This window comes from Massilia sp. YIM B02443 (assembly GCF_030411955.1).
Taxonomy (GTDB): domain Bacteria; phylum Pseudomonadota; class Gammaproteobacteria; order Burkholderiales; family Burkholderiaceae_D; genus Telluria.
In genome coordinates this window covers 22,504-46,762 of the sequence record NZ_JASNRA010000013.1, presented here as the reverse complement: position 1 = coordinate 46,762, position 24,259 = coordinate 22,504, and the positions used below count along the sequence as shown (strand labels likewise).

The 24,259-nt window shown below is 68.0% G+C and carries 25 protein-coding genes; 11 read left to right on the top strand and 14 right to left on the bottom strand.

The annotated features are described in order from the left end of the window. Positions 1–57 precede the first annotated feature (57 nt). Together QPK27_RS14500 and QPK27_RS14495 are read right to left on the bottom strand one after the other, a co-directional pair. On the bottom strand, positions 58–2,484 hold the full coding sequence (locus QPK27_RS14500) for a bifunctional diguanylate cyclase/phosphodiesterase (protein WP_290418963.1): 2,427 nt from the start codon (positions 2,482–2,484) through the stop codon (positions 58–60). Between the two features lie 150 nt (positions 2,485–2,634). Beyond that, positions 2,635–3,402, bottom strand: a complete 768-nt coding sequence (locus tag QPK27_RS14495) for a transferase spermidine synthase (protein ID WP_290418962.1) — start codon at positions 3,400–3,402, stop codon at positions 2,635–2,637. A gap of 230 nt (positions 3,403–3,632) precedes the next feature. Here QPK27_RS14495 and QPK27_RS14490 point away from each other — a divergent pair, with 230 nt between their 5' ends. From QPK27_RS14490 to QPK27_RS14480, 3 genes are all read left to right on the top strand, one after another. Further along, positions 3,633–3,818 carry a hypothetical protein gene (locus QPK27_RS14490; RefSeq protein ID WP_290418961.1) on the top strand — a complete coding sequence of 62 codons (186 nt, stop codon included), beginning with the start codon at positions 3,633–3,635 and terminating at the stop codon, positions 3,816–3,818. Beyond that, positions 3,808–4,995 (top strand): GGDEF domain-containing protein, encoded by a 1,188-nt coding sequence (locus QPK27_RS14485; protein WP_290418960.1) that lies wholly within the window; start codon positions 3,808–3,810, stop codon positions 4,993–4,995. The genes QPK27_RS14490 and QPK27_RS14485 overlap by 11 nt, the downstream gene beginning before the upstream one ends. Positions 4,996–5,079: 84 nt before the next feature. After that, positions 5,080–6,057: a hypothetical protein gene (locus QPK27_RS14480; protein ID WP_290418959.1), complete on the top strand. Its 978-nt coding sequence runs from the start codon at positions 5,080–5,082 to the stop codon at positions 6,055–6,057. On the opposite strand, the gene QPK27_RS14475 is transcribed toward QPK27_RS14480, so the two are convergent. Further along, positions 6,031–7,110, bottom strand: coding sequence for an AI-2E family transporter (locus QPK27_RS14475; RefSeq protein WP_290418958.1), 1,080 nt, complete (start codon positions 7,108–7,110; stop codon positions 6,031–6,033). The two genes, QPK27_RS14480 and QPK27_RS14475, sit on opposite strands and share 27 nt — an antisense overlap. A 268-nt stretch (positions 7,111–7,378) precedes the next feature. On the opposite strand from QPK27_RS14475, the gene QPK27_RS14470 reads away from it, so the two are divergent. Beyond that, on the top strand, positions 7,379–8,014 hold the full coding sequence (locus tag QPK27_RS14470; RefSeq protein WP_290418957.1) for a hypothetical protein: 636 nt from the start codon (positions 7,379–7,381) through the stop codon (positions 8,012–8,014). 10 nt (positions 8,015–8,024) lie between these two features. Here the strand turns inward: QPK27_RS14470 and QPK27_RS14465 are convergent, their stop codons facing one another. The 6 genes from QPK27_RS14465 to QPK27_RS14440 form a co-directional block, all read right to left on the bottom strand. After that, positions 8,025–8,315, bottom strand: coding sequence for a hypothetical protein (locus tag QPK27_RS14465; RefSeq protein ID WP_290418956.1), 291 nt, complete (start codon positions 8,313–8,315; stop codon positions 8,025–8,027). A 174-nt stretch (positions 8,316–8,489) separates the two neighbouring features. Beyond that, positions 8,490–9,146 carry an ABC transporter ATP-binding protein gene (locus QPK27_RS14460; protein ID WP_290418955.1) on the bottom strand — a complete coding sequence of 219 codons (657 nt, stop codon included), beginning with the start codon at positions 9,144–9,146 and terminating at the stop codon, positions 8,490–8,492. A 32-nt stretch (positions 9,147–9,178) separates the two neighbouring features. Further along, positions 9,179–9,979, bottom strand: a complete 801-nt coding sequence (gene phnE / locus QPK27_RS14455; protein WP_290418954.1) for a phosphonate ABC transporter, permease protein PhnE — start codon at positions 9,977–9,979, stop codon at positions 9,179–9,181. Further along, positions 9,976–10,800: an ABC transporter permease gene (locus QPK27_RS14450; protein ID WP_290418953.1), complete on the bottom strand. Its 825-nt coding sequence runs from the start codon at positions 10,798–10,800 to the stop codon at positions 9,976–9,978. The genes phnE and QPK27_RS14450 overlap by 4 nt, the downstream gene beginning before the upstream one ends. Positions 10,801–10,821: 21 nt before the next feature. Then, positions 10,822–11,637 (bottom strand): phosphonate ABC transporter ATP-binding protein, encoded by an 816-nt coding sequence (locus tag QPK27_RS14445; RefSeq protein WP_290418952.1) that lies wholly within the window; start codon positions 11,635–11,637, stop codon positions 10,822–10,824. A gap of 19 nt (positions 11,638–11,656) precedes the next feature. Then, entirely contained in the window at positions 11,657–12,538 is an 882-nt protein-coding gene (locus QPK27_RS14440; protein WP_290418951.1) for a putative selenate ABC transporter substrate-binding protein, read from the bottom strand. A gap of 173 nt (positions 12,539–12,711) precedes the next feature. Between QPK27_RS14440 and egtD the strand changes: the two genes are divergently transcribed. From egtD to QPK27_RS14415, 5 genes are all read left to right on the top strand, one after another. After that, positions 12,712–13,692 (top strand): L-histidine N(alpha)-methyltransferase, encoded by a 981-nt coding sequence (egtD, locus tag QPK27_RS14435; RefSeq protein ID WP_290418950.1) that lies wholly within the window; start codon positions 12,712–12,714, stop codon positions 13,690–13,692. After that, complete coding sequence (egtB, locus tag QPK27_RS14430) at positions 13,689–14,915, top strand: ergothioneine biosynthesis protein EgtB (protein WP_290418949.1); 1,227 nt, start codon at positions 13,689–13,691, stop codon at positions 14,913–14,915. Before egtD ends, egtB begins: the two co-directional genes overlap by 4 nt. Next, positions 14,912–15,856, top strand: coding sequence for a YihY/virulence factor BrkB family protein (locus tag QPK27_RS14425; protein ID WP_290418948.1), 945 nt, complete (start codon positions 14,912–14,914; stop codon positions 15,854–15,856). Before egtB ends, QPK27_RS14425 begins: the two co-directional genes overlap by 4 nt. Positions 15,857–15,990: 134 nt before the next feature. Then, positions 15,991–16,161 (top strand): hypothetical protein, encoded by a 171-nt coding sequence (locus tag QPK27_RS14420; RefSeq protein WP_290418947.1) that lies wholly within the window; start codon positions 15,991–15,993, stop codon positions 16,159–16,161. Between the two features lie 10 nt (positions 16,162–16,171). Then, complete coding sequence (locus QPK27_RS14415) at positions 16,172–16,861, top strand: glycoside hydrolase domain-containing protein (protein ID WP_290418946.1); 690 nt, start codon at positions 16,172–16,174, stop codon at positions 16,859–16,861. Positions 16,862–16,875: 14 nt separating this feature from the next. Here the strand turns inward: QPK27_RS14415 and selD are convergent, their stop codons facing one another. The 4 genes from selD to QPK27_RS14395 all read right to left on the bottom strand — a co-directional run bounded on the left by selD (position 16,876) and on the right by QPK27_RS14395 (position 22,435). Further along, positions 16,876–17,931, bottom strand: a complete 1,056-nt coding sequence (gene selD / locus QPK27_RS14410; protein ID WP_290418945.1) for a selenide, water dikinase SelD — start codon at positions 17,929–17,931, stop codon at positions 16,876–16,878. Further along, the gene (gene senB, locus QPK27_RS14405) at positions 17,928–18,917 is read right to left on the bottom strand and encodes a selenoneine biosynthesis selenosugar synthase SenB (protein WP_290418944.1); all 990 of its coding nucleotides are present in this window, start codon (positions 18,915–18,917) and stop codon (positions 17,928–17,930) included. The genes selD and senB overlap by 4 nt, the downstream gene beginning before the upstream one ends. Positions 18,918–19,025: 108 nt before the next feature. After that, complete coding sequence (locus QPK27_RS14400; protein WP_290418943.1) at positions 19,026–20,645, bottom strand: DEAD/DEAH box helicase; 1,620 nt, start codon at positions 20,643–20,645, stop codon at positions 19,026–19,028. Positions 20,646–21,091: 446 nt separating this feature from the next. Further along, positions 21,092–22,435, bottom strand: a complete 1,344-nt coding sequence (locus tag QPK27_RS14395; protein ID WP_290418942.1) for a transglycosylase SLT domain-containing protein — start codon at positions 22,433–22,435, stop codon at positions 21,092–21,094. Between the two features lie 343 nt (positions 22,436–22,778). On the opposite strand from QPK27_RS14395, the gene QPK27_RS14390 reads away from it, so the two are divergent. Together QPK27_RS14390 and QPK27_RS14385 are read left to right on the top strand one after the other, a co-directional pair. Continuing rightward, entirely contained in the window at positions 22,779–23,348 is a 570-nt protein-coding gene (locus QPK27_RS14390; RefSeq protein WP_290418941.1) for a DUF1415 domain-containing protein, read from the top strand. A 22-nt stretch (positions 23,349–23,370) separates the two neighbouring features. Further along, the gene (locus QPK27_RS14385) at positions 23,371–23,577 is read left to right on the top strand and encodes a DUF1289 domain-containing protein (protein WP_290418940.1); all 207 of its coding nucleotides are present in this window, start codon (positions 23,371–23,373) and stop codon (positions 23,575–23,577) included. 40 nt (positions 23,578–23,617) lie between these two features. Here QPK27_RS14385 and QPK27_RS14380 read toward each other — a convergent pair whose 3' ends face one another. Further along, positions 23,618–24,127 carry a DUF1993 family protein gene (locus QPK27_RS14380; RefSeq protein WP_290418939.1) on the bottom strand — a complete coding sequence of 170 codons (510 nt, stop codon included), beginning with the start codon at positions 24,125–24,127 and terminating at the stop codon, positions 23,618–23,620. Positions 24,128–24,259 lie beyond the last annotated feature (132 nt).

The window sequence follows — 24,259 nt, the reverse complement described above, 5'->3', positions numbered from 1 at the left end:
AGAAATGTTTATTGCAACGCTGGCCGATGCCCGGCTTGCCGCTCCGGCCCGGGCGGCTCAGGCAGCTTCGGCGGCGGCGTGCGCCGCTTCTGTTTCCGTTTCCGTTTCCGCCTCCGGCCCCAGCGCCGGCAAGGCCAGCGCACGTCCCTCGCGCAACAGCTGTTCGAACTCGCGCGCCGGCAGCGGCCGGCTGAAGTAATAGCCCTGCATCTCGTCGCAGCCGTGGCTGCGCAGGTAGTCGAGCTGCTCGCGCGTCTCCACCCCTTCGGCGATCACCGCCAGCTTCAGGTTGTGCGCCAGCGCGATGATCGAGGTCACGATGGCGGCGTCGTTGGCGTCCACCGTGATGTCCGACACGAACGAGCGGTCGATCTTGAGCACGTCGATCGGGAAGCGCGACAGGTAGGAGAAGCTCGAGTAGCCGGTGCCGAAGTCGTCGATCGACAGGTTCACGCCGAGCGCCTTCATGCGGTGCAGCAGCTCGACCGCCGGCGTGACGTCGCTCATGAACAGGCTCTCGGTCAGCTCGATCTCGAGGCAGGCCGGATCGAGCCCGGTTTCGTTCAGCGCCGATTCCAGGCTCTCGAGCAGGTCGCTGGCGCCGAACTGGCGCGCCGACAGGTTGACCGCTACCCGCAGGCGCGGGAAACCGGCATCCTGCCAGGCCTTGTTCTGGGCGCAGGCGGTGCGCATCACCCAGGCTCCGATCTGGACGATCAGGCCGGTCTCTTCGGCAACGCTCACGAAGCGCCCTGGCGGCACCATGCCGAGTTCCGGATGGTTCCAGCGGATCAGCGCTTCCATGCCAACGATCCGGCCGCTCTTGAGGTCGACCTGCGGCTGGTAGTGCAGCACGAATTCGTCGCGTTCGAGCGCGTTGCGCAGCGCGCCTTCGATGCGCACCCGCTCGAGCGACTCCTCGTTCATGGCCGGCGTATAGAACTGGAAGTTGTTGCGGCCCAGTTTCTTGGCGCGGTACATGGCGATGTCGGCGTGTTCGGTGATGTTGTCGCCGGTGGTGCCTTCGCCCGGATACACCGCGACCCCGATCGAGCAGGTGACGAAGAATTCCTTGTTGCCGAGCAGGACCGGCTGCGCCACCGCGTCCATCACGCGCTGCACGATGGCCGGCGTCAAGGGCTCCTCGCTGTGTTCGGACAGGATCGCCACGAATTCGTCGCCCGACAGGCGCGCCACCGTGTCCGAGTCGCGCAGCGACGAGCGCAGGCGCGCCGCCACCGTCACCAGCAGCACGTCGCCGGCCTTGTGGCCCATGCTGTCGTTGACGAACTTGAAGCGATCGAGGTCGATCAGCATCACCCACACCGGCCGTCCGTTGCGGGTCGAACAGGCGATCGCCTGGCTCAGGCGGTCCTGCAGCAGCGAGCGGTTGGGCAGGCCGGTCAGCACGTCGTGCTGGGCCACGTGGTGCACGCGCTGCTCGGTCAGCTTGCGTTCGGTGATGTCGCTGCCGGTGCCGCGGTAGCCCATCAGGCGGCCCTGGTCGTCGAACACCGGCTGGCCGTTGACGCAGAACCAGCGGGTGTCGCCGCGGTCGTCGGTGATGCGGTATTCGAGGTTGGCGAACGGCTCGTGCGCCTGCATCGCCGCCAGGTGGGCGCGTCCGGCCTCCGAGTCGAGCAGGCCGGGCACGTATTCCCAGCGCGTCTTGCCCAGCAGGCCCTGGACCGCGACGCCGGATTTTTCGGTGAAGCCGCCGGTGATCATGGTGAAGCGCATCTGCGCGTCCTGTTCCCAGTACCAGTCGGACGACATCGAGACCAGCTGGCGGAAGCGCTGCTCGCTCTGCAGCAGCGCCTTCTCGGTGCGTTCGCGTGCCGCCATGTCCTCGATCAGGCGCCGGTTGGAGAGGCGCAGGTCGGCGGTGCGCTGGCGCACCAGGTGCAGCACGTCGCGTGCGCGCCGGCTGGAACCCTGCATGAAGGCGGCGCCGAGCAGGGTCACCAGCAGGCCGCCGACCAGCAGCGCGCTCGAGGCCATGTGGTCGGGCAGGAAGGGACGCGGCGCGGCCGCCACCTCGACCCGCCAGGCGCGCCCGCCGGCCTGGATCACCGTGCTCGCCGAACCGGGATGATCGGGCGCCAGCAGGGTTTCCAGCCAGTTGCGCTCGCTCGGGACGGTGTCGCCGGTGGACAGCAGCAGCGCGCCGGCAGTGGCGCCGGCGCCGGCGTACACCGACACCCGCACGTCCTGGCGGCCGAGCAGGCCGGCGCCGGCGAGCGACCCCCGCACCAGGTCGCGGCCGCGGATGAGAATCGTGGTGTCGCCGATCAGGGCGCCGGCGCCGTCCAGTCCTTGCCGCACCGCGGCCACGCGCGCATCGGCCTGTTGGGCGAAGCCGAGCGCCATGTTGCGGTATTCGAGGCGGCTGACGCCGACGAACAGCGCCGCGGTAGCGACCAGGCCGCCCCCGAGCGTGAGGGCTGCCGCAAGCGTCAACGTTCTGGTCAGGCGGCTCGGCATGATGGTGGTCGGTGGCTCGGTTCGAAAATGGTCGGTTCCTCTACCGGCGCGTCGGCTGGCATGCACAAGCTTGCCGGTAGGCATTAATGCGCGCCAGTGTGTCACAAACACCCAGTTGTCGCAAATAAATCCTACCGTGCGTGGCAGGCGTCAGACAGCCCGTGCTGTCAGCCATGCAAGCACGGCGCGCACCAGTAGCCGGTTGCTCCAGCCCCAGCCGAAGCCATCGCTGCGCGCCAGGCGCGTGAACCGTGTCAGGCCGGCGTTGGCGGAATCCGGCCGGCAGGCGAACAGGATGCGGTTGTTGCCGGCCACGCCGCGCGGCCAGGCCAGGCGTCCGCCGAAGGCCTCGCGCAGCCGCGCCAGCGCGCCGGCGTAATCCGGGTCGTAGGTAAAGATGTTCGCCACCATCACCCCGCCCGGGCGCAGCGCGCGCCAGCAATCGGCATAGAAGACGCGGCTCGACAGGGCGCAGGGCAGGCCGGCGCTGTCGAAACCGTCGACCAGCAGCACGTCGGCCTGGGTCTGGTGGCGCGCCAGGTAGTCGACGGCGTCGACGTGCAGCACGCGCAGGCGCGCGTCGTCGGGCGGCAGGCGGAAGGCGTCGCGCAGCGCGATCACGTCGGCGCGCACCTCGAGCACGGTGATGCGGGCGTCGGGAAAATGGCGGTAGCAGAACTTGGCCAGCGAACCGCCGCCCAGCCCGACCATCACGATGTGGCGCGGCCGCGGCTGCAGCAGCGCGAAGCCCATCATGGCGCGCGTGTAGTCCAGCACCAGGGCGTCGGGGCGCGACAGCAGCATCTCGCTCTGGACGTCGTCCGGGGTGAATTCGAGCGTGCGGCGGTCGCCCACGGTGCGCACCAGCGGGGCAGGTGGCGTGTCGGGTCGATCGGCTGGCGCGGGCGGTGCAGGCATGGGCCGAGTATACCCGGCCGGACCGGGAAGGCCGGGTTGGGGCGGCGTCCTGCGCTCGCCCCTGCTTGTTCCAAAGCATCTCTTTCTGCTAAGCTGGGTCCTTCGACGGAGAACCGATGTTGCTGGACCATCCCACCCTCAGCGCGACCGACGGTCACAGCGAGCCCGACCGGCTGGAACGGTTGCAGCGCGAATGTACTGCACCGAGTGCTGCACTGAGCGGAGATGTCATGGCGCTGGCGGACAGCGCCGGCAACCCGGGCTTCGTCGACAAGCTGGCCCAGCTCCACGACCACAAGGGCACCCTGATCGTGTTCTGGCACGCAGCGCCCGCCCCGGACGAGCGGGATTATTTCACCCGCGCCTGGGCCGGCAAGGTCGGCGGCGGCACCCCGAACGTCGAACATGAATACTGAACTGACTATGCTGCTGGACGCATCCACCATGGTGGTGATCCTGGCCCTGGGCAACCTGGCCTTGTGCGCACTGCTGACCTTTTTCGATCACGGCACGGCGCGCGCGCCGGCCCTGAACGTGTGGAGCCTGTCCAAGCAGATCCAGGGCGGCGCCTGGCTGCTGCTGGCGCTGGGCGACGCCGGCGTGGTGCCGGCGCCGCTCGCGGTGCCGGGCGGCTATGCGCTGCTGTTCGCCGGCGTGGCGATCGAGGCCGGCGCTTCCTGGGAGCTGGCGCGCCGCCCCGGCTGGCGCCGTCCGACCCTGGTTGCGGGCGCGCTGGCGATTCTGGCGTTCTTCCTGTGCTACCTGGTCGACGAAGAAGGCTTGCGCGGCCTGGCCGCCTCGCTGCTGCTCGGCGCATTCTATCTGTCCGGCTCGGTGGCGCTGGCCTGGCGCTGGGGCGAGGCCAGCCTGCTGCGCCGTTTCCTGGCCGTGGCCAGCGGCGCACTGGCGCTGGTGGTCGCGTCGCGCGGGCTGTCGGTGCTGTTCCTGCAGGGCGGCTGGGGCTGGATGTCGAACGAGCTGCTGGCGCAGCTGTCGAGCGGCGCGCTGTATCTGCTGATGCTGGGCAACGGCTTCGGCATGCTCCTGCTGGCGCGCGAGCGCCTGCAGGAAGCGCTGGCGCGGCTCGAGACAATCGACCCGCTGACCGACGTGCCGAACCGGCGCGGCTTCTTCCAGGCGCTGGCGCCGTGGATGGCGCTGGCGCGCCGTCCGGGCCTGCCGACCGCGCTGGTGGTGCTGGATCTCGACCAGTTCAAGCGCATCAACGACGGCTATGGTCACCCGGCCGGCGACGCCGTGCTGCGCCACGTGGTCGAACTGACCCGGCGCCAGCTACGCGACAGCGACCAGCTGGGGCGCCTGGTCGGGGTCGAGTTCGCGATCCTGCTGCCGCGCACCAACCTCGATGAAGCCACGCTGGTGGCCGAGCGCATCCGCGCCGCGATCGAGGCTACCCCGGTCAAGAGCGAGCGGGCGCTGATCAGGATGACGGCCAGTTTCGGCGTCACCACCATCCGCCCCGAGGACAGCACCACCACGCTGTTCGGACGCGCCGACGAGGCGCTGCTGCAGGCCAAGGGTGAGGGGCGCAACCGCGTGGCGCGCGCCAGCGCGGCGCCGGCCGAGGCGTGAGCGGACGCAGGCCGCGAGCCTGCTGTCATCGACCCGTCATGCGCGGCGCTTATCCTGCGCTCTGTTTTCGCAACACCGCGCCCCATGCCTTCATTCGCCGCTGAACCACCCGTCTATGCCGCCGTCGAACTCGGGTCCGACAGCTTCCGCCTGCACGTCGGCCGTTTCGAGGGCGGCTGCCTGCAGCTGGTCGCGAGCATGGCCGAGTCGGTGCGCCTGAGCGCCAGCATCGACGAAGACGGCATGCTGTGCCCGGCCGCGATGCGGCGCGCGCTGGCTTGCCTGGGCGAATTTCGCGCCGCGCTCGACGCCTGGCGTCCGGACGCCACGCGCGTGGTGGCCACCAGCGCGCTGCGCATGGCGCGCAACGCGTCGCTGTTCCTGCCGGCGGCCGGCCAGGCGCTGGGGCATCCGGTCGAGATCATCGCCGGCGACGAAGCCGGTCGCCTGGTCTACCTGGGCGTGGCCAGCACGCTCGACCCGCACGATTCCGGTCCGCGCCTGGTGATCGACGTCGGCAGCGGCACCACCGAGCTGGTGGCCGGGCAGGGCGCGGCCATCCGCCGCATCGAGACCTTCGCCGTCGGCGCGGTGCGCAAGAGCCTGACCTTCTTCCCGGACGGGCGCATCGACGGCGCCGGCTTCGAGGCGGCGGTGCGCTCCAGCCGCAGCCGCTTCGCCGATGCCGCCGTGGGCGCCTACGACGCTCAGGGCTGGCCGCTGGCCTATGGCGCCTGCGGCACCGTGCGTGCGCTGGCCGAGATCGTGCGCCAGGAGGAGGGGACGGATGCGCGCCTGACGCGCGCCGCACTGGCGCGGCTGCGCCATGCGTTCGTCGCCAGCGGCAATGTGGCGCGCGTGCGCCTGGCATGGGAGCCGGCGGCGCGGGTGTCGCACCTGCCGGGCGGACTGGCGATCCTGATCGGATTGATGGAAGAACTCGACATCGCCGAGCTGAAGCCGGTGCATGCCGGCCTGCGCGTGGGCGCGCTGTGGGATCTCTACCTGCGTACCGCGCCGGCGGCAGCGGGCGCGTCAGTCGAGCCGCTTGGCGTCGTCTGACGCCGCAGCCGGCGCCACCGGCGCCACCACCGCGATCTGGCCATCGCGCAGCCAGCCGAACAGGATCGCCATCATCAGCGGACCGACGAACAGGCCGATCACGCCCAGCGTCGAGACCCCGCCCAGCAGGCCGAACAGCACCGCCAGGAACGGCAAGTTGACCGCGTGGCCGATCAGTTTCGGGCGGATGAATTTATCGACCAGGAACAGCTCCACCGCGCCCCAGGTGAACAGGCCGAGCGCCTCGGCCGAGTGGCCCTGGCCGAACAGCAGCAGCGAGACCATGGTGAACGACAGCGGCGCGCCGCCCGGGATCAGCGCCATGTAGCCGGTGATCACGCCCAGCAGGGCCGGGGCCGGGGCGCCGGCGATCCAGTAGGCGATGCCCAGCACCACGCCTTCCAGCACCGCGATCGAACCGAGGCCGAGCGCCGTGCCGCGTACCGACAGCGGCAGCACGCGGCGCAGCCGGGCGTACTGTCTGGGCATCAGGCGCGCGCCGGCGCGGTCGAGGTAATGCATCACGGCCGGGCCGTGCAGGTACAGCACAAAGAGGGTCAGCAGCGTCAGGAACAGGTACAGGGCGTTGGCCAGGATGGTCGAGCCCCAGACGCGCGCGGCGTCGGTCAGGTGCGGCATGAAGTCGCCCACCGTGGTGCGGATCAGGGCGTTCAGGCCGCCGGGCACCGCCAGGTGCTCTTCCCACCACTTGACCGCCGGCTCGGCGACCATCGGCAGCCCGGCCAGCCAGGCCGGCACCGGGACGCCGGTTTCGTTGAAGGTGACCAGCATGCGCTGCAGCGCCGCCAGTTCGTAGCTGAGGGTATGGAACAGCAGCACCGAAGGGCCGACGAAGCTGACGATCAGCAGGGCCAGCATGAAGCTGGCGCTGGCCATCGGCGGCCAGCCGCGCGCCACCAGGCGCGCATGCAGGGGCCAGGTGATCACCGCCAGCAGACCGGCCCAGGCGATCGAGCCGAGGAAGTGCTGCAACAGCAGGGCCAGCGCGGCTGCGAACAGCAGCGGCAACATCAGGTGAGCGTTCTTGCGCATGCCGGGCCGTTCTTCTTTCCTAAAATATCCGCCAGCCGCTGCAGCGCGCCGGCGCGTTTCACACATTATCCTCGCGGCGGAGCGCGCGGCAGAAGTTTACAGCACAGTTGTTACCTTTGAAGAATAATTCAAGCGGCATTCCTATAAAAGAGGAGTTCGTGGAAGTAATGCTTCGTAAAAACGGAAGACGGGCGCAATCCGGCAGCGGTGTGTGCAGGGATGGTGCAAATCGTTTATATTGTTCGCCCTTTTCACGACGGAGGTGCACATGCCCCGCAAGATTGCCGCAGCAGAGCCGGCCAAACCAGCCCGCGCGCCGCGCGCGGCAGCCAATACCGCCAAGGGCGCGGTGCGCGCCGCGGCCAAGGCCCCGGTCAGGACCGCCGTCAAGACGGCATCCAAGATTGCCCCGAAGGCCGCAAGCAAGACCGCAAGCAAGACCGCAGATACGGCCCCAGTAAAGGCCGCAGGCAAGCCTGCCGTCAAGACCGCAGCCAAGGTGGTGGCCAAGGCGCCCGGCAAGACGGCCGCCAGGCCGGCACCGAAAAGCGCAGCGCCCAAAAAGGCCGGCATCGAGTCGGTCGCCAGAACGGCCGCCCGCAATCTCGTCCCTGCGGTCAAGCGCGCGGCACGCAAGGCCCCGGCCGTTGCAGCACCGGAACGTGCGCCCACCGTGGACGCGCGTCCGGCCCTGGTGCGCGACAGCTTCACCATGCCGGAAGGAGAGTACGTGGTGTTGGCCAATGTGAAGCAGGCTTGCCTGCGCGCCGGTGTCGACGTCAAGAAGAGCGAGTTGCTGCGCATCGGCGTGGCCCTGCTGGGCCAGCTCGACGTGCCGACCTTGCAGGCGGTGCTGGCGGCGCTGCCCCAGCTCAAGACGGGGCGCCCGCCGGCGCAATCCTGAAGTCCGCGGTTCAGTGGATCGCCGAGGCGCTGGTCAGTTCCTTCAGTTCGCGGATCGGGATGTTGGACTTCTCGTGCATCCGCAGCAGGATGGTGGCGCCGACGTTCAGCTTGCGGTGCCGGATCTTGCTGATGATCGGCGGCTGCACTTCCAGCACGCGGCACAGCTCGGCATCGTTCTTCAGCTGCATGCGCTCGATCAGCGTGTCGAGCAATTTGTTGGGCACGAAACTCGATGGCTCCAGTGCGCGGGCGCGATGCATCGCCTCGAGCATTTCCTGTTTTTTCTGTCGTACGCTCATGTTGAATTCTCCAAAATTAATGCATGAATTCAAGACAGATCGACTGTTCTGGAGAATACCCGCCTGTTGTGTTGGCTTATGCGTGGCGGTCGTTGTGATATTACTACGACTGTGTTGCGCACGATTAGGGTTATTTAACTAATTTCGTGCTATATGCGCGTTTCTTCGCGGAATTTACGCTAATTTCAATCCGGAATTAGTGAGCACAAGCACTTTATCGGCCATGGCGGCCGCGGCGTGCGAATGGGTCACCATGATCGCGCCGGCGCCGTGGGCGCGCGTTTCGGCGCGCAGCAGCTGCAGGATGCCATTGGCGGTGTCCGGGTCGAGGTTGCCGGTCGGTTCGTCGGCCAGCAGCAGCGCCGGACGGTGCACCAGGGCGCGCGCGATGGCGACCCGCTGCAGTTCGCCGCCCGACAGCTGGCGCGGGAAGTCGGCGCCGCGGCCGCGCAGGCCGACCGCATCGAGCATGGCGCCGGCGCGCATGGTGGCGTCGCCATTCGCGTCGCCATTCAAAAGCAGCGGCAGCGCCACGTTCTGGCGCAGCGTCAGGTGCGGCAGCACGTGGAAGGCCTGGAAGATGAAGCCCATGCGGGTGCGCCGCAGGCGGGTGGCGGCGTCGTCGTCGAGCGCCGACATCGGCACACCGTCGACCAGCACGCGCCCGGCCGTGGGCGCGTCCAGGCCCGCGATCAGGTTCAGCAGGGTCGACTTGCCGACCCCGGACTCGCCCATGATGGCGACGAACTCGCCCGGCTGGAACACGTGCGACAGCCGCGACAGCACGGTGCGGCCGCCGTAGGTCTTGGTGAGCTGGTCGAGTTCGAGCATCCGGTCCTGGTGGGGTTGAAATCGGGTAAAGATCAACGGGTAAGCGCGCGCCGCAGCGCATAGCTGACCGCATCCACCAGCGCCACCAGCACCAGCATCGCGAGCACCACCGTCGCCGCGCTCGGCATCTGGAACAGCGACAGGTGGTACTTCAGCATCTGGCCCAGACCGCCGGCGCCGACCACGCCCAGCACGGCCGCGGCGCGGATATTGTTCTCCCAGCGGTACAGCGTGTACGACAGCATCTGCGGCAGCGCCTGCGGCAGGGTAGCGTACAGGAAGGCTGCCAACGGCCGCGCGCCATTGGTGCGCAGGCTCTGTTCGGCCAGCGGTTCGACGTTTTCCAGCGCGTCGGCGAACAGCCGGCCCAGCACCCCGGCGGTATGCGCGGCCAGCGCCAGGGTGCCGGCCATCGGTCCCAGCCCGGCCAGCACCAGCAGCACCGCGGCCCACACCAGTTCCGGGATCGAGCGCAGCACGTTCAGGATCAGGCGCACCACGACGCGCGCCACGCGGCCCATGCGCCCGGCGCCGGCCAGTGCCAGCGGCAGGCCGAGAAGCGCCGCCAGCAGGGTGCCGACGGCCGACATGGCCAGCGTCTCGCCCAGCGCGCCCAGGGTCTTCTGCAAAAACGCGGGGCTGGTCTCGGGCGGTGCGAAGCCTTGCAGGAATTCACGCACCGAGGTCACCGCTTCGGCGGTGAAGAAGGCGCTCCAGGCCAGCGGCAGCGAAGCAAAGCTGGCCACCACCAGCGCCACGATGCCGAGCAGCAGCAGCCAGGCGCCGGGCGAGCGGGGTGGAGGAGGCGGCAGCTTGTTCGTCGCTCCCGTCATCCCAGCCTCCGGCGCAGGAATTTCGAGACCAGGTCGGCCGCCGCCACCAGCAGCACGAACATGGTCAAGATGGTCGCGACTTCGCCGCCGGCCATCATCCTGGTCGACTCGTCCAGGCGCTGGCCCAGGCCGCCGGCGCCGACGAAACCCATCACCGCCGAGCCGCGGATCGCGCACTCCCAGCGGTACACGGTGTAGGACACCAGTTCGGCGCTGGACTCGGGCAGGGCGCCGTACAGCAGCGCCGGCAGCCGCCCGCCGCCATTGGCCAGCAGGGCGTCGGTGGCGTGGGCGTCGCCCGATTCCAAAATCTCGGCATATACCTTGGCCAGCATGCCGCTATAGGAGAGGGCAATGGCCAGCACGCCGGCGGTGGGGCCGAGCCCGACGATGCGCACGAACAGCAGCGCCCACACCAGCTCGGGCACCGAGCGCAGGATCACCAGGATCCAGCGCAGCAGCTGGCGCACGCCGGCCGCCAGCGGGTGCATGCGGCCGGTGCCGAGGCGCGAGATCGACAGCCGTTCGCTGATGACGAAGGTGGCAGGGATCGCGGCCAGCAGCGCCAGGGTGAGGCCGGCGCTGGCGATGGCGACCGTCTGCCAGGTCTCGCGCAGCACCATTGCCAGGAATTCGGGTTCGCTGGACGGCGTCAGGAAGTCGCCCAGGAACATGCCGGTCGCGCGCAGGCTCTGGGCGTCGAACAGCGCCCAGGGCTTGAATTCGCTGGCCGCCAGCATCGGGACCAGCAGCACAATGAATACGGCAGCGGCGGTGACGCGCGTGCGCCAGGCCGGATCGGGGTGAAGAACCTTCGTCATGCGGCGTGCGGCAACGAAGGTTCAGAAGCAGGCGCCGACCGCGATGCGCTCGGGCGAATCGTGCAGGACCTCAAGCGCGGGCGTGACGCTCTCGTTGGCGTACAGGTCGGCAATCATGGCGTCGCTGACCTGTTCGCGCGGCGCGTCGAACACGATGCGCCCGTCGCGCAGGCCGATCAGGCGCGCGAAGCCTTCGCGCGCCAGGTCTACCTGGTGCAGGCTGCACACCAGCGTGGCGTTGCGTTTGGCCGCTTCCTGGCGCAGCGTGGCAAGGGTGTGGCGCGCCAGCGCCGGGTCGAGCGCGGAAATCGGCTCGTCGACCAGCAGCGCTTCGGCGTTCGACAGCAGCAGGCGCGCCAGGCCGCAGCGCTGGCGTTCGCCGCCGGACAGGCGGTCGACCCGCGCATACAGCTTGTCGCCCAGGCCGAAGCGGGCCAGCGCCGCGTGCGCGGCGTCGGGATCCTGCGGGCGCACCAGCGAACCGAGCGCCTGCCACAGGCTCCAGTGCGGCAGGCGCGCCGCCAGCACCGCGGTGACCACGCGCTGGCGCGGCGGCAGCGGCGGCGTCTGCGGCGCCAGGAACAGGTGGCTGCGCAGGCGATGGCGCGCGCCCCCGTTCAGCGCCCAAGGGTCGCGTCCGAACACTTCCAGGCTGCCCTCGGCGGGACGGTGGGCGCAGGCCAGGGTGGCCAGCAGCGTGGTCTTGCCGGCGCCGGAAGGACCGATCAGGGCGACCTGCTCGCCGGCGCCAATCTCGAGGTCGAGCGCGTGCAGCGCCGGCGCGCGGTTGCCGGTCAGGTGGCGCACGGTGAGTTGACGCAGGCGGTAGGTCGGCATCGGATCGGCGGGCCTTCGATTACTTCAGCAGGCCGGCGTTGCGCGCAGCGGCTTCGATCGCGCCGTAGTTGGCGGTCTTGGTCGGCACGAACCTGGTGGCGCGCTGCAGGTCCAGGATTTCCTTGCCCTGCGCGGTCGACGCGTCCAGCGCCAGGAAGGCGTCCGTGATCTTCTTCTTCAGCGCCGGGTCCATGTCGCTGCGCACGCTCCAGTTGTAGTCGAAGTAGCCCGGGGTGGTGTAGAACACGCGCACCTGTTTCGGATCGACCTTCTTGCCTTCGACCAGCTTTTCCCAGACCGAGATGTTGAGTGCGCCAGCATCGACCTTGCCGCCGGCCACGGCCGCCACGGTGGCGTCATGTGCGCCCGAGAAGGCGATGCGCTTGAGGTCGGTATCCGGGTTGATCTTGGCCTGCAGCAGGAACGAGCGCGGCATCAGGTGGCCCGAGGTTGACGATTCGGAACCGAAGGCCAGGGTCTTGCCCTTCAGGTCTTCCAGCTTGTTGATGCCCGGCTGGGTGGTGATGAATACCGAGCGGAACTTTTCATCCTCGGCGCGCTGCACCAGCGGGGTCACCTGGCCCTTGCTGCGCACATTGGCTTGCACGAAGGTGAAGCCGCCGAACCAGACCATGTCGATCTTGCGGTTGATCAGGCCTTCCACCGAGGCGGCATAGTCGGTCACCGGGGTGAACTCGACCTTCAGTCCCGTCTGCTTGGCCAGGTATTCGCCCAGCGGCTTGAACTTGCGCTGCAGTTCGGTCGGAGCTTCGTCGGGAATCGCCGAAACGCGCAGGACGCCGGCGCTCGATTGTGCGTGGGCGGCGCCCGCGATGGCCACGGTGCCGACGGCGGCGGCGATCAGGTGCTTGAGGACTTGGCGGCGGAAGGACAGGGTCATTTGCATTCTTATTGAAAAGTTAAGAGCGGGGCGCCCAAGGGCCTGCACGCTTGAACCGAGGCGAAAACGGCGTTTCGCGACAATCCGCTATGATAGCAAAAGCGGCAACAGAATCAGGCGATGCGCCTGGCCATCTCGCACGGTGCGGCGTGGCGGCACGAATGATAAACCTTATGCTGACCTCCTGTACATCCGATATAGCGCCTGCCGGTGCTTCCGACATTCCGGTCAATGCCCACGTGGCCGATGAATTGCACGCCTCGCTGGGCGCGCCGCAGGCCTGGATTTCGCCCAAATTCCTCTACGATTCGCTCGGCTCCAAGCTGTTCGAGGCGATCTGCGAACTGCCCGAATACTATCCGACCCGCACCGAAGCGGCGCTGTTCGCGCGCCATGGCGCCGAGATCGCGCGCGTGGCCGGCGCCGGCAGCACCCTGATCGATCTCGGCGCCGGCAACTGCGCCAAGGCGGCCGCGCTGTTTCCGCTGCTGGCGCCGGCCCAGTACGTGGCGGTCGACATCTCCAGCGAATTCCTGCACGACGCCCTGGGCCGCCTGCGCCAGCGCTTCCCGCACATCGCGATGGAAGCGCTGGGCATGGACTTCTCGCAGCAGTTCGAACTGCCGGCGCGGGTAACGGCCGCGCGGCGCCTGTTCTTCTATCCCGGTTCGTCGATCGGCAATTTCACGCCCGACGAAGCGCAAGCCTTCCTGCGCCGCCTGCGCGCCCAGTGCGGCGACGACGGCGGGGTCCTGATCGGGATCGACCTGGTCAAGGACAAGGCGGTGCTGGACGCCGCCTACGACGACGCGCTGGGCGTGACCGCCGCCTTCAACCTGAACGTGCTGCGCCACGTGAACACGCTGCTCGGCGCCGATTTCGACATCCGCGCCTGGCGCCACCGCGGCTTCTACAACGCCGCGCGCGGCCGGGTCGAGATGCACCTGGAAGCGACCCGCGACCAGGAGGTGCGCTGGCAGGGCGGCGCGCGCGCTTTCCGCGCCGGCGACTGCATCCACACCGAGAACAGCTACAAGTACCAGCAGGCCGACGCCGTCAAGCTGCTCGAGCGTTCCGGTTTCGAGGCGACCCGGATCTGGACCGATCCGCAATGTCCGTTCGCCGTGATCCACGCCCAGGCGATCCCGACATGAACATGTTGCGCGACGAGAGCCTGCAACGCCGCTTCGGGCAAGTGCGCGCCCGTTCGCTGCACCTGGCCGAGCCGCTCTCGAACGAGGATTGCTGCGCCCAGTCGATGCCCGACGCCAGCCCGATCAAGTGGCACCTGGCGCATACCACCTGGTTCTTCGAGACCTTCATCCTGGAGCCGCGCGAGGAAGGCTTCGCGCCTTTCCATCCGGCGTTCCGGGTGCTGTTCAATTCGTATTACAACGGCATCGGCGCCAGGCACCCGCGTCCGCAGCGCGGCCTGCTCACGCGGCCGTCGCTGGACGAGGTCAAGGCCTACCGCCTCGATGTCGACCGGCGCATGATGGCGCTCCTTGGTCGCGGCGTGGACGAGACGCTGGCGGCCACCGTCGAACTCGGCCTGCAGCACGAGCAGCAGCACCAGGAGTTGATGCTGACCGACGTCAAGCACCTGCTGTCATGCAATCCGCTGTATCCGGCCTATGCGCATGACACGCTGCCTGATGCCGCCCCGGCCCCGGCGCTGGAATGGCTGGACTTCGACGGTGGGCTGGCCGAGATCGGCTACAACGGCCGCGGCTTCTGCTTCGACAACGAATTGCCGCGCCACCGCACTTATGTCGCGCCCTTCGCGCTGGCCTCGCGCCTGGTGACCAACGGCGAATACCTGGCCTTCATCGAGGCCGGCGGCTACCGCGACCCGTCGCTGTGGCTGGCCGAAGGCTGGGACAAGGTGTGCTCGGGCGAGATCATCCATCCGCTGTACTGGTTCGAGGACGAGGGCGGCTGGCACGAGTTCACCCTGCACGGCGCCAGGCCGCTCGACCCCGAACGTCCGGTGACCCACGTCTCGCTGTACGAGGCCGACGCCTATGCGCGCTGGGCCGGCGTGCGTCTGCCGACCGAAGCCGAATGGGAATTCGCCGCGCGCCAGGCCGTGCTCGCCAAAGGCCCGGCCCATCATCCGGCGGCCGCCAGCGGGCAGGGCCTGCAACAGATGTTCGGCGCCTGCTGGCAGTGGACCGGCAGCAGCTATGCGCCATACCCGGGCTTTGCCCCGGCGCCGGGCGCCATCGGCGAATACAACGGCAAGTTCATGATCAACCAGTACGTCCTGCGCGGCTCGTCCTGCGCCACGCCGGACGGCCACGCGCGCGCCAGCTACCGCAACTTCTTCCCGACCGGCGCGCGCTGGCAATTCACCGGCATCCGGCTGGCACGATGAGCCGCCGGCGTGACTGGCGCGCGCGCCTGCTCGACCAGCGCGCCAACATCTACATCCTCTCGCACCCGCTGGCGTTCGCGCTGCAGGTGCTCAAGGGCTTCCGCGCCAACCAGGGCCTGCTGCTGGCCGGCGCGGTCGCCTATTACGCGCTGCTGTCGATCGTGCCGTTCCTGATGCTGGTGGTGGTGGTGCTGTCGCACTTCATCGACCAGGCCGAGCTGCTCGACACGCTGCGCCGCTACCTCGAACTGCTGGTGCCGGGCCAGTCGCGCCCGATCGTCACCGAGGTCGCCAGCTTCCTGGAAGACCGCCAGATCATCACCTGGGTGCTGGCGCTCACCATGCTGTTCTTCAGTTCGCTCGCGTTCACCGTGCTGGAAAACGCCATGAGCGTGATCTTCGTGCACCGGGTGGCGACCCGCCGGCGCCACTACGCGGTGTCGGCGCTGCTGCCGTACTGCTACATCGTGGCGCTCGGTTTCGGCATCATGATCGTGACCCTGGTGGCCGGCGCGCTGCAGGTGATGGGCACCGAGAGCGTGTGGCTGTTCAACTACCGCTGGTCGCTCGGCGGCGTCTCGGGCGCCTTGCTGTATCTGCTGGGCCTGCTGGGCGAGATCCTGGTGCTGACCTCGATCTACCTGGTGATGCCGGTCGGGCGGCTGTCGCTGTGGCACGCCACCATCGGCGGCGTCACCGCGGCGCTGCTGTGGGAAGCGGCGCGCCACGTGCTGGTCTGGTATTTCTCGACGCTGTCGCAGGTGAACGTGGTGTACGGCTCGATGACCACCGCCATCGTGGTCATGTTCAGCCTCGAAATCGCGGCCACGCTGCTGCTGCTCGGGGCGCAGGTAATCGCCGAATACGAGCGGGTGGGGCAGGCCGGCAGCGGCGTGCCGCCGGTCGACACCGGGGTGCCGCCGCTGGCGCGGCGCGGCTGACGGTGGCGGCGCGGCGTCTCTGCAACGCCCGGCTGAGGATTGCGGCCGGTCAAATTAATCCGTTTAAGGCGGTGGCACAGTACGGTCTTGCGCGAAACCAATCGGGCGCGCGATAACACTGACCGGGAGATGTCATGAGCCAAGATCTCGCTGCCGTATTCCCGTTGCCGGTCGTGCTGGCGCTGGCGGCCGTGCTGTTGCTGTTGCTGGTGGTGACGCCGGTGCTGCTGGCCTTGCGCCGGCCGGTCACGGTGCGCCATCCGGTCGACGAGCACGCGGCCCACCCCGGCGCCGACCGCGCCTGAAGGAGGGGACATGGCGACGCTCAAGGGATTCGATACGCCGCTCGACATGGGGCGGCACGCGCCGGCGCTGCGCCGGCGCGGCTACGATTTCGTCATGCGCTGCTACGGCCGCGATCCGGGCCGCAACCTGGGCCTGGACGAAGCGCGCAGCTTGTCCGACGCCGGGCTCAAGATCGGCGCATTGTGGGAGCACGGCGCCACCCACGAAGCCTATTTCACGCGCCAGCAGGGGCTGCTGGATGGCGCCGACGCGCTGCGCCTGGCGCGCGCCGCCGGCCAGCCGGCCGGCAGCGCGATCTATGTGGCGCTCGGGCACGACGCCACGCGCGAGGAAGTCGACGGCCCGATCGCCGCCTATTTCACCGGCATCCGCGCCACGCTCAGCGGGCCGGCCGGCTACCGCGTCGGCGTGCACGGTTCGGGGCGCTGCTGCGCGGCGATGATCGACCGCGGCCTCGCCACGCTGGCCTGGCTGTCGCAGGCGCGCGGCTTCGCCGGCACCCAGAGTTATGCGCACGCGATGCGCTACGACCTGCTGCAATGGATGCCGACCCGCATCGCGCTGGCCGGCGCGACCTTCGAGATCACGCCCGACATCGGCAATCCGGGACGCGATCCGGGCCTGTTCCAGGTGGAGGCGTGCGATGCGGTGGCGGAGCTGACGTTGCCGCTGCACCAGGAACTGGAACTGCGGACCTGATCGCAGGCGCGCGCTCAGGCCTTGACGGTGACGCCCGCCGTGCCGGCATCCATGCGGCCGATCACGGCGGCCTCGCCGAAGCCTTCGCGCGCGAACAGCGCCAGCACCTCGTCGACCGAATCCGGGTCGCACGACACCAGCAGGCCGCCCGAGGTTTGCGGGTCGGTCAGCAGGGCGCGCTGGGCCGGGGTGATGGCGGCGTCCAGCTGCACGTCCTTGCCGTAGGCGTCCCAGTTGCGGCCCGATGCGCCGGTGAAGTAGCCGTCGTGCGCCAGCTGCAGCACGCCGGGCAGCAGCGGGATCGCGTTCATCTCCAGCCGGGCCGACAATTGCGCGCCGCGCGCCAGTTCCAGCAGGTGGCCCAGGAGGCCAAAGCCGGTGACGTCGGTCAGCGCATGCACGCCCGCCATCTCGGCCAGCAGGCGGCCCGGCTTGTTGAGCTTGGTGGTGTTGGCGATCATGGCGTCGTAGTCCTCTTTGCCCAGCGCGTCCTTCTTGAGCGCGGCCGACAGCACGCCCACGCCCAGCGGTTTGCCCAGCACCAGCACGTCGCCCGCTTTGGCGTCGGCGTTGCGCTTGACCTTCGACGGATGCACCAGGCCCATCACCACCAGGCCATAGATCGGCTCGACCGAGTCGATGGTGTGGCCACCGGCGATCGGGATCCCGGCTTCGGCGCAGATGGATTCGCCGCCGCGGATGATCTGGCCGATGGTCTCGAGCGGCAGCTTGTTGACCGGCATGCCGACCAGCGCCAGCGCCATGATCGGGGTGCCGCCCATCGCGTACACGTCCGAGATCGCGTTGGTGGCGGCGATGCGGCCGAAGTCGAACGGATCGTCGACGATCGGCATGAAGAAATCGGTGGTGGCGATCAGCGCCTGCTCGTCGTTGAGCTTGTAGACCGCGGCGTCGTCCGCGGTCTCGATGCCGACCATCAGTTCCTTCGGCAGCGGGAAGCCGCTCGAGGACTTCAGGATCTCGGCCAGCACGCCGGGCGCGATCTTGCAGCCGCAGCCGCCGCCGTGGGAGAACGAGGTGAGTTTGATCGGTTGGTCGCTGATGCTCATGGGGATTTTTCCGGTGATGTTGTTTGACGCAGCAGATTATCCACCATGTCGCGCAGCAGCGCTTGCTCGGCGCTCGGGGCGAACAATGGCGCGCGCGCCGCGCACTGGCGCTTCAAGAGCGCGTGAAAGTCGGGGTCGTGCACGCTGCGCTCGGCCAGCCGCGCCAGTCCCGCGGCGTCGCCCGGCGCGAAATAGCCGGCATAGTCGCGGCCCAGCATGCCGACGTTGCCGCCGATATCCGAGGCCAGCACCGGCACGCCGCAGGTGACGGCTTCGATGATGACGTTGGCGCCGCCTTCCATGAGCGAGGTAATTGCCATCGCGTGGCTGCGCTTGAGGATCTGGCGCGTGCGGGCGCGCGGCAGGGCGCCCAGCCAGCGGTAGCGCGGATTGTCGTGCGCTGCTTCCCCGGCGGCCTGGCCCAGGACTGGATCCAGCACGCCGCCGATATGGGTCAGCAGCAGGCCGGGATCGTCGACCAGGCGCGCCGCGCGCATGAAGGTCAGCGGATCTTTTTCGGGACGCAGGTGGCCGATCATGCAGATCTCGCGCACCCGGCGCGCCGGACCCGCATACGGGGCGAGGGGCGGCGCGGATTGGTGGATCACGCTCGCCTTGGCGCGCACGCCGGCCGGCAGGCGCGTCATGGCGTCGGCCTGCAGCACCACGATGGCCTGGGCCAGCTCGAGCGAGGCGCGGGCGGCGGCGTCATGGTCGATGTCGCGATAGACGTCGGTCCCGGTCAGCACCAGCAGCGTCGGGCGCTGCGGGTGCGCAGCGCGAAATGCCGCCAGTGCCTGCGCCGAACGGCGCGCGTGCAGCGCGATCAACAGGTCGGGCACGGCGTCGCCTGCCGACCAGCCGGACGCGATCCCGACCCGGTATCCGGGTCGCAGGAAGCGCGCCCAGCGGCTGGCGCTTTGCCAGTTGCCATTGTTGTCGCGGGCGGAGGCGGGGCTGACGATCAGGATGCGGGGACGGGGCATTGCGAAGGGAGGCGGGGAGAGCGTATGCGGGAAGGATGAAAGATTATAGCGGGCACGAAAAAAAACGGCTGCCGAAGCAGCCGTTTTGCGTGTCACGCCAGGGCGATATTATTCGCCGAAGGTGCGGCGTGCGCCTTCCATCGAGCGCGGATGGGCGCCTTTGTAACCGCCTTCACGGCGCTGACCGTCGCGCGGTGCGCGGTCGGCCGCCGGACGGCCAGCGTAGCCGCCGCCTTCACGTGGTGCGCGGTCGGCGTAACCGCTACTGCGCTGGCCTTGATAGCCGCCTTCGCGCGGGCCGCGGTCTGCATAGCGGCTTTCGCTCGGGGCGCGGTCGCCCGCTGGACGGTCGCCATATGGACGCGGTGCGTAGGCTTCGCGCGGTGCGCGCTCGCCGTAGCCGCCTTCACGTGGGCTGCCGGAGCCAGGCTTACCGAAGCTGCGCTGGGCCGGCTTGCCGGCACTGCGGCCGTCGCCTGGCTTCCAGCCCGGACGGGCGCCGGCGCGCGAGCTCGGCGCGCTGCGCTTCGGTTCGAACCCTTCGACCACGCCGACCGGGATCGGCTGGCGCGTGAAGCGCTCGATGCGGCGCATGTTCATGCTTTCCGCGTGGTTGACCAGCGAGATCGCGGTGCCGTTGCGGCCGGCGCGGCCGGTACGGCCGATGCGGTGCACGTAGTCTTCCGGGAACTTCGGCAGGTCGTAGTTCACCACGTGGGTGATGTTCGGCACGTCGATGCCGCGCGCGGCGACGTCGGTTGCCACCAGCACCTTGACGCTGCCGCGGCGCAGGCTGTCCAGGGTGCGGTTGCGCGCGCCCTGGTGCATGTCGCCATGCAGTGCGGCGGCGGCGAAGCCGGCGATGTTCAGGCGGTCGGCGATCATGTCGGCGTCGCGCTTGGTGGCGGTGAACACCACGGCCTGGTCCAGGCCTTCGTCGCGCAGCAGGTGGTCGAGCAGGCGGTTCTTGTGCGACAGGTCGTCCACGAAGTGCACCTTCTGCACGATGTTCTCGTGGCGGTTGGTGGCGCTGGCGATCTGGATCGTCATCGGATCGGTGGTGATGCGGCGCGCCATGTTGCCGACCACGCCGTCCAGGGTGGCCGAGAACAGCATGGTCTGGCGGCTCGACGGGGTCGCGGCGACGATCTTCTCGATGTCGTCGATGAAGCCCATGTCCAGCATGCGGTCGGCTTCGTCCAGCACCAGGATCTGCAGTTCGGAGAAGTCGATCTTGCCCGACTCCATGTGGTCGATCAGGCGGCCCGGGGTGGCGACCAGGATCTCGGGATTCTTGGCCAGCAGTTGCATCTGCTTCGGGTACGGCATGCCGCCCAGGATCGAAACGCAGCGCAGGCGGCGCATGTGGGCAGTGTACTGGTCGGTTGCGCTGGTGACCTGCAGGGCCAGTTCGCGGGTCGGGGTCAGCACCAGCATTTTCGGCTGGGCCGGCTTGAAACGGACGCGCTCGCCGCGGGCGCGGGCGGCCTGCGCTTCTTGCGCAGGGGTCTTGCCGGCTGGCGCCGGTTCGAGGTTGGCCAGATGGTGCAGGGCCGGCAGCATGAAGGCTGCGGTCTTGCCCGAGCCGGTCTGCGACGAGACCAGCAGGTCGCGGCGTGCGATGGCTGCCGGGATGGCTTGCGCCTGGACCGGGGTCGGGTTGGTGTAGCCTGCGTCGGCGACTGCCTTGACGATGGACGCGTGGAGGCCTAGTGCTTCAAAACTCATGTGTTGTTACTTTCGGAATAAATCATGCACGCTCGCACGTTGGCGCGAACGAAAAATATGCAACGCGAACCGACAAACGAAATGACTCAGTAATGAAAGAAATTTCGGCACAAAAGCTTTGCGCCGGGATGGTGTCTGGTTGCTGACACCTGAAGGCGGAGGGCTTTTTTGAAGGGCGCTCAGGAACGAGCTGCCTGGGGTTTGCGTAGCTGCTAGGTACTACTTGTCAGCGATATACTTGTCAACGCTATCGCTGCATCTCGGTTGCACACTGCTGGTGTCGACAGATGTTGTCGGTATGACGCAGCGCACAAACCGTACTATACAGGTTTTTTGGACGGCGTGCACGCGGCGCCTCAAAACACCACAAGCGCCATCCGGAAGGCCCGGTGGCGCCTGCATTCGTCCTGCACTGCCGGCGCCGCCGGCAACAGCGGCGCCGACGATCAGCGCTGCTTGCGCTTGGACGAGGTGTTGCGCGCGATGCGCTTCGACTTGCCGCTGTCGGCCTTGGCCTTGAAGCGCGCGCTGCGCTTGGCATTGCCGCGGTCGGCTTCGAACGCCACCACCGCGTTCTCGATGATGTTCTCGGCGATGTCGCTGTGGCTGGAGGCCGACGTCTTCGGCACCAGGATGGTCGAGCCGGCCTTCAGGCGCGATTGCGCCGGGATGTTGTTGGCCTGGCGGATCACTTCCGGGGTGGTGCCGAACTTGGAGGCCAGCGAGGCGATGCTTTCGCGCGCGCTGGTGATCTTGTGCGTGGTCCAGCTCGACAGGGCATGGCCCCAGGACGCCAGGTTCAGGTGGAACTTCTCGGCGTTTTCCTTCGGCAGCAGGATCTTGGTCTCGGCGCCGGTGATCACCGGCTTCTTGAACTGCGGGTTCAGGGCCTTGAATTCGTCGAGCGACATCTCGGCCAGCTGGGCCGCCACGGTCAGGTCCATGTCGCTGGTCTTGTCGATCGTGGTGAAGTAGGGCTGGTTGTCGATCGCCGGCAGGGTGATGCCGTACTGCGAAGGATTGGCCACCACGTTCTTGACTGCTTGCAGCTTCGGTACGTAGTTGCGGGTCTCGGCCGGCATCAGGTCGGCCAGGCTGTCGAAGTCGGTCTGCTTGCCCAGTTCCTGGTTCTTCTTGATGGCGCGCTGGACATTGCCTTCGCCCCAGTTATAGGCCGCCAGGGCCAGTTGCCAGTCGCCGAACATGGTGTACAGGCGCTGCAGGTAAGTCAATGCGGCGTCGGTCGAGGCCAGCACGCCGCGCCGCTCGTCCTTGAACATGTTCTGCTTGAGGTCGAAGTCCTTGCCGGTGCCCGGCACGAACTGCCACAGGCCGGCGGCGTTGGCGCTCGACATCGCCTGCGGGTTGAACGCCGATTCGATCACCGGCAGCAGCGCCAGCTCGGTCGGCATGCCGCGCTTTTCGAGCTCGGACACCACGTGGTACAGGTAGGGCGAGGCGCGGCCGGAAATGCGCGCCAGGTTGCCGGGGTGGCTGGCGTAGGCCTGGGCATGGCGGGTGACCAGCGCGTTGTTCAGGTCGGGGATGGCGTAGCCGCTACGGATGCGGCCCCAGACGTCGGTCTCCCGGTATTCGTCCACCTTCAGCGCGTCGGCCTTGAGCGGCGCCTGCGCAGTCTGCAAACCGGAACGGGTGGTCTGGATGGCCTGGGTCTGGATCGTGGCCTGAACGGCCGACAGCGGGGCGGCATCCATGGCGTGGCTCAGGGGCGCGGCGCCCAGGAGTGCCAGAACTGCCAGCGCTGCGGAGGTGCGGGTCGTAGGGTGCATAGCTTTCCAATGTTGCGTTCAGGAACGAACGGACCGAGGACAAGGGGGCAGTGTACGAAGCAACGGTCGAGCGCGTCAAGAATTATGTCGCTGCCGTTACAATTTAATTCCGCTGGGAATCGCATCCGTTGGCACCACGAACCGCGCCAATGGCAGCATGATCACGAAAATTGCCGAACAGTCTTGTGTTGGATTGTCAAACCGGCATGTCATGTGCGCCATGGGCAAGCAGACGCGGCTGTCTGGGTTCCACTTTATGCCGGGCGGGAGGTGTACCTATGAGCTTGCGCAAAGAGTGCGTACAATCCCACTTTTGCTGTCCGCACTGAACGAAAGTATCTGTATGAGCACCCCCAACCTGAACGCCGATGATGACGCCATCGTCGCCGCCACCCGCCAATGGCTGGAACGGGCCGTCATCGGCCTGAACCTGTGCCCGTTCGCCAAATCGGTGTACGTCAAGGAGCAGGTGCGCTACGTCGTCTCGAATGCCACCGCGCCGGAAGCGCTGCTGGAAACCCTGATGGACGAACTGCAGCACCTGTCCGATACGCCAGCCGAGCAGGTCGACACCACGCTGCTGATCCACCCCTTCGTGCTGACCGACTTCGAGGATTACAACGAATTCCTGGACGTCGCCGACGCCGCGGTCGAGGACATGGCGCTCGACGGCGAGCTGCAGGTGGCCAGCTTCCACCCGCACTACCAGTTCGCCGACACCGACGTCAACGACATCTCGAACTACACCAACCGCGCGCCGTACCCGATCCTGCACCTGCTGCGCGAAGACAGCATCGCGCGCGCGGTGGAAGCCTTCCCGGATGCGGCCGACATCTTCGAGAAGAACATCGACACCATGGAAAGGCTCGGCCACGACGGCTGGGACAAGCTCGATGTCGGCCCCGCCCGCTAAGGATCAGGGCAAGGGCGGGGACATGCAGCAGTCCTGTCCCCTGATGGACGTGCCGGTGCGTCCCGACACGCCCTGCGTGGCGGTGTGCTCGACCACCTTCGACGAAGTCTGCCGCGGCTGCGGGCGCACCGTGGCCGAAGTGGCCAACTGGGTCTCGATGAACGCCGAGCAGAAAGAGGTGGTGTGGGTGCGCATCCTGGCCCAGGGCTACCCGCGCCGCAACACCTGATCCCATGCCGGGGTGCGGACCATGTCCGCACCCCGGTCTATCAGTACGACCCGATGAAATCCTTCTTGCCGATCGGCGCCCCGTTGTGGCGCAGGATCGCGTACGCGGTCGTCACGTGAAAATAGAAGTTCGGCAGCGCGAAGTGGGTCAGGTAGACCTGGCCGCTGTCGAAGTGGCGCGCGCGTTCGCCGTTGCCGTGGGTGATCGGACGGGTCTCTCCGGCGTCGACGTCGGCGCGCGCCACGCTGTCGATGAAGCCCAGCGTCCTGGTGATGCGCTGCTGCAGCTCGGTGAAGGTATGTTCGCCGTCCTCGTAGCGCGGCGGTTCGACCCCGGCCAGGCGCGCGGTGGCGCCCTTGGCGAAATCGGTCGCGATCTGGATCTGGCGCGCCAGCGGGAACATGTCCGGGTACAGGCGCGCCTGCAGCAGGGCGTCCGGTTCGATGCGGCGCTCGAGCGCCCAGGCTTCGCTTTGCTCCAGCACCGCGGCCAGGCTGCCCAGCAGCTGGCGGAACACGGGCACCGAAGCGGTGTACAGGGAGTGGCTCATGCGTTTCTCCTTTGAAAGAGTTCAATCATATCAATTCCATCGGCGCGTCGCCCGAGCGCCGTGCGGTCGCGTCTGTCGGTATTCTGTAGGAATAAAGTTGGTCACTAATTGCTTGTCAAGAATAGTGACGTA

What these genes read in the sequence shown, in the direction of transcription:
- QPK27_RS14395 (WP_290418942.1), bottom strand. Translation starts at nt 22,435, where the DNA reads ATGCACCCTACGACCCGCACCTCCGCAGCGCTGGCAGTTCTGGCACTC.
- phnE (WP_290418954.1), bottom strand. Translation starts at nt 9,979, where the DNA reads ATGACGGGAGCGACGAACAAGCTGCCGCCTCCTCCACCCCGCTCGCCC.
- QPK27_RS14445 (WP_290418952.1), bottom strand. Translation starts at nt 11,637, where the DNA reads ATGCCGACCTACCGCCTGCGTCAACTCACCGTGCGCCACCTGACCGGC.
- QPK27_RS14380 (WP_290418939.1), bottom strand. Translation starts at nt 24,127, where the DNA reads ATGAGCCACTCCCTGTACACCGCTTCGGTGCCCGTGTTCCGCCAGCTG.
- selD (WP_290418945.1), bottom strand. Translation starts at nt 17,931, where the DNA reads ATGAGCATCAGCGACCAACCGATCAAACTCACCTCGTTCTCCCACGGC.
- QPK27_RS14480 (WP_290418959.1), top strand. Translation starts at nt 5,080, where the DNA reads ATGCCTTCATTCGCCGCTGAACCACCCGTCTATGCCGCCGTCGAACTC.
- QPK27_RS14390 (WP_290418941.1), top strand. Translation starts at nt 22,779, where the DNA reads ATGAGCACCCCCAACCTGAACGCCGATGATGACGCCATCGTCGCCGCC.
- QPK27_RS14385 (WP_290418940.1), top strand. Translation starts at nt 23,371, where the DNA reads ATGCAGCAGTCCTGTCCCCTGATGGACGTGCCGGTGCGTCCCGACACG.
- QPK27_RS14470 (WP_290418957.1), top strand. Translation starts at nt 7,379, where the DNA reads ATGCCCCGCAAGATTGCCGCAGCAGAGCCGGCCAAACCAGCCCGCGCG.
- QPK27_RS14500 (WP_290418963.1), bottom strand. Translation starts at nt 2,484, where the DNA reads ATGCCGAGCCGCCTGACCAGAACGTTGACGCTTGCGGCAGCCCTCACG.
- QPK27_RS14400 (WP_290418943.1), bottom strand. Translation starts at nt 20,645, where the DNA reads ATGAGTTTTGAAGCACTAGGCCTCCACGCGTCCATCGTCAAGGCAGTC.
- egtB (WP_290418949.1), top strand. Translation starts at nt 13,689, where the DNA reads ATGAACATGTTGCGCGACGAGAGCCTGCAACGCCGCTTCGGGCAAGTG.
- QPK27_RS14485 (WP_290418960.1), top strand. Translation starts at nt 3,808, where the DNA reads ATGAATACTGAACTGACTATGCTGCTGGACGCATCCACCATGGTGGTG.
- QPK27_RS14450 (WP_290418953.1), bottom strand. Translation starts at nt 10,800, where the DNA reads ATGACGAAGGTTCTTCACCCCGATCCGGCCTGGCGCACGCGCGTCACC.
- egtD (WP_290418950.1), top strand. Translation starts at nt 12,712, where the DNA reads ATGCTGACCTCCTGTACATCCGATATAGCGCCTGCCGGTGCTTCCGAC.
- QPK27_RS14495 (WP_290418962.1), bottom strand. Translation starts at nt 3,402, where the DNA reads ATGCCTGCACCGCCCGCGCCAGCCGATCGACCCGACACGCCACCTGCC.
- QPK27_RS14475 (WP_290418958.1), bottom strand. Translation starts at nt 7,110, where the DNA reads ATGCGCAAGAACGCTCACCTGATGTTGCCGCTGCTGTTCGCAGCCGCG.
- QPK27_RS14440 (WP_290418951.1), bottom strand. Translation starts at nt 12,538, where the DNA reads ATGACCCTGTCCTTCCGCCGCCAAGTCCTCAAGCACCTGATCGCCGCC.
- QPK27_RS14415 (WP_290418946.1), top strand. Translation starts at nt 16,172, where the DNA reads ATGGCGACGCTCAAGGGATTCGATACGCCGCTCGACATGGGGCGGCAC.
- QPK27_RS14460 (WP_290418955.1), bottom strand. Translation starts at nt 9,146, where the DNA reads ATGCTCGAACTCGACCAGCTCACCAAGACCTACGGCGGCCGCACCGTG.
- QPK27_RS14420 (WP_290418947.1), top strand. Translation starts at nt 15,991, where the DNA reads ATGAGCCAAGATCTCGCTGCCGTATTCCCGTTGCCGGTCGTGCTGGCG.
- QPK27_RS14425 (WP_290418948.1), top strand. Translation starts at nt 14,912, where the DNA reads ATGAGCCGCCGGCGTGACTGGCGCGCGCGCCTGCTCGACCAGCGCGCC.
- QPK27_RS14490 (WP_290418961.1), top strand. Translation starts at nt 3,633, where the DNA reads ATGGCGCTGGCGGACAGCGCCGGCAACCCGGGCTTCGTCGACAAGCTG.
- QPK27_RS14465 (WP_290418956.1), bottom strand. Translation starts at nt 8,315, where the DNA reads ATGAGCGTACGACAGAAAAAACAGGAAATGCTCGAGGCGATGCATCGC.
- senB (WP_290418944.1), bottom strand. Translation starts at nt 18,917, where the DNA reads ATGCCCCGTCCCCGCATCCTGATCGTCAGCCCCGCCTCCGCCCGCGAC.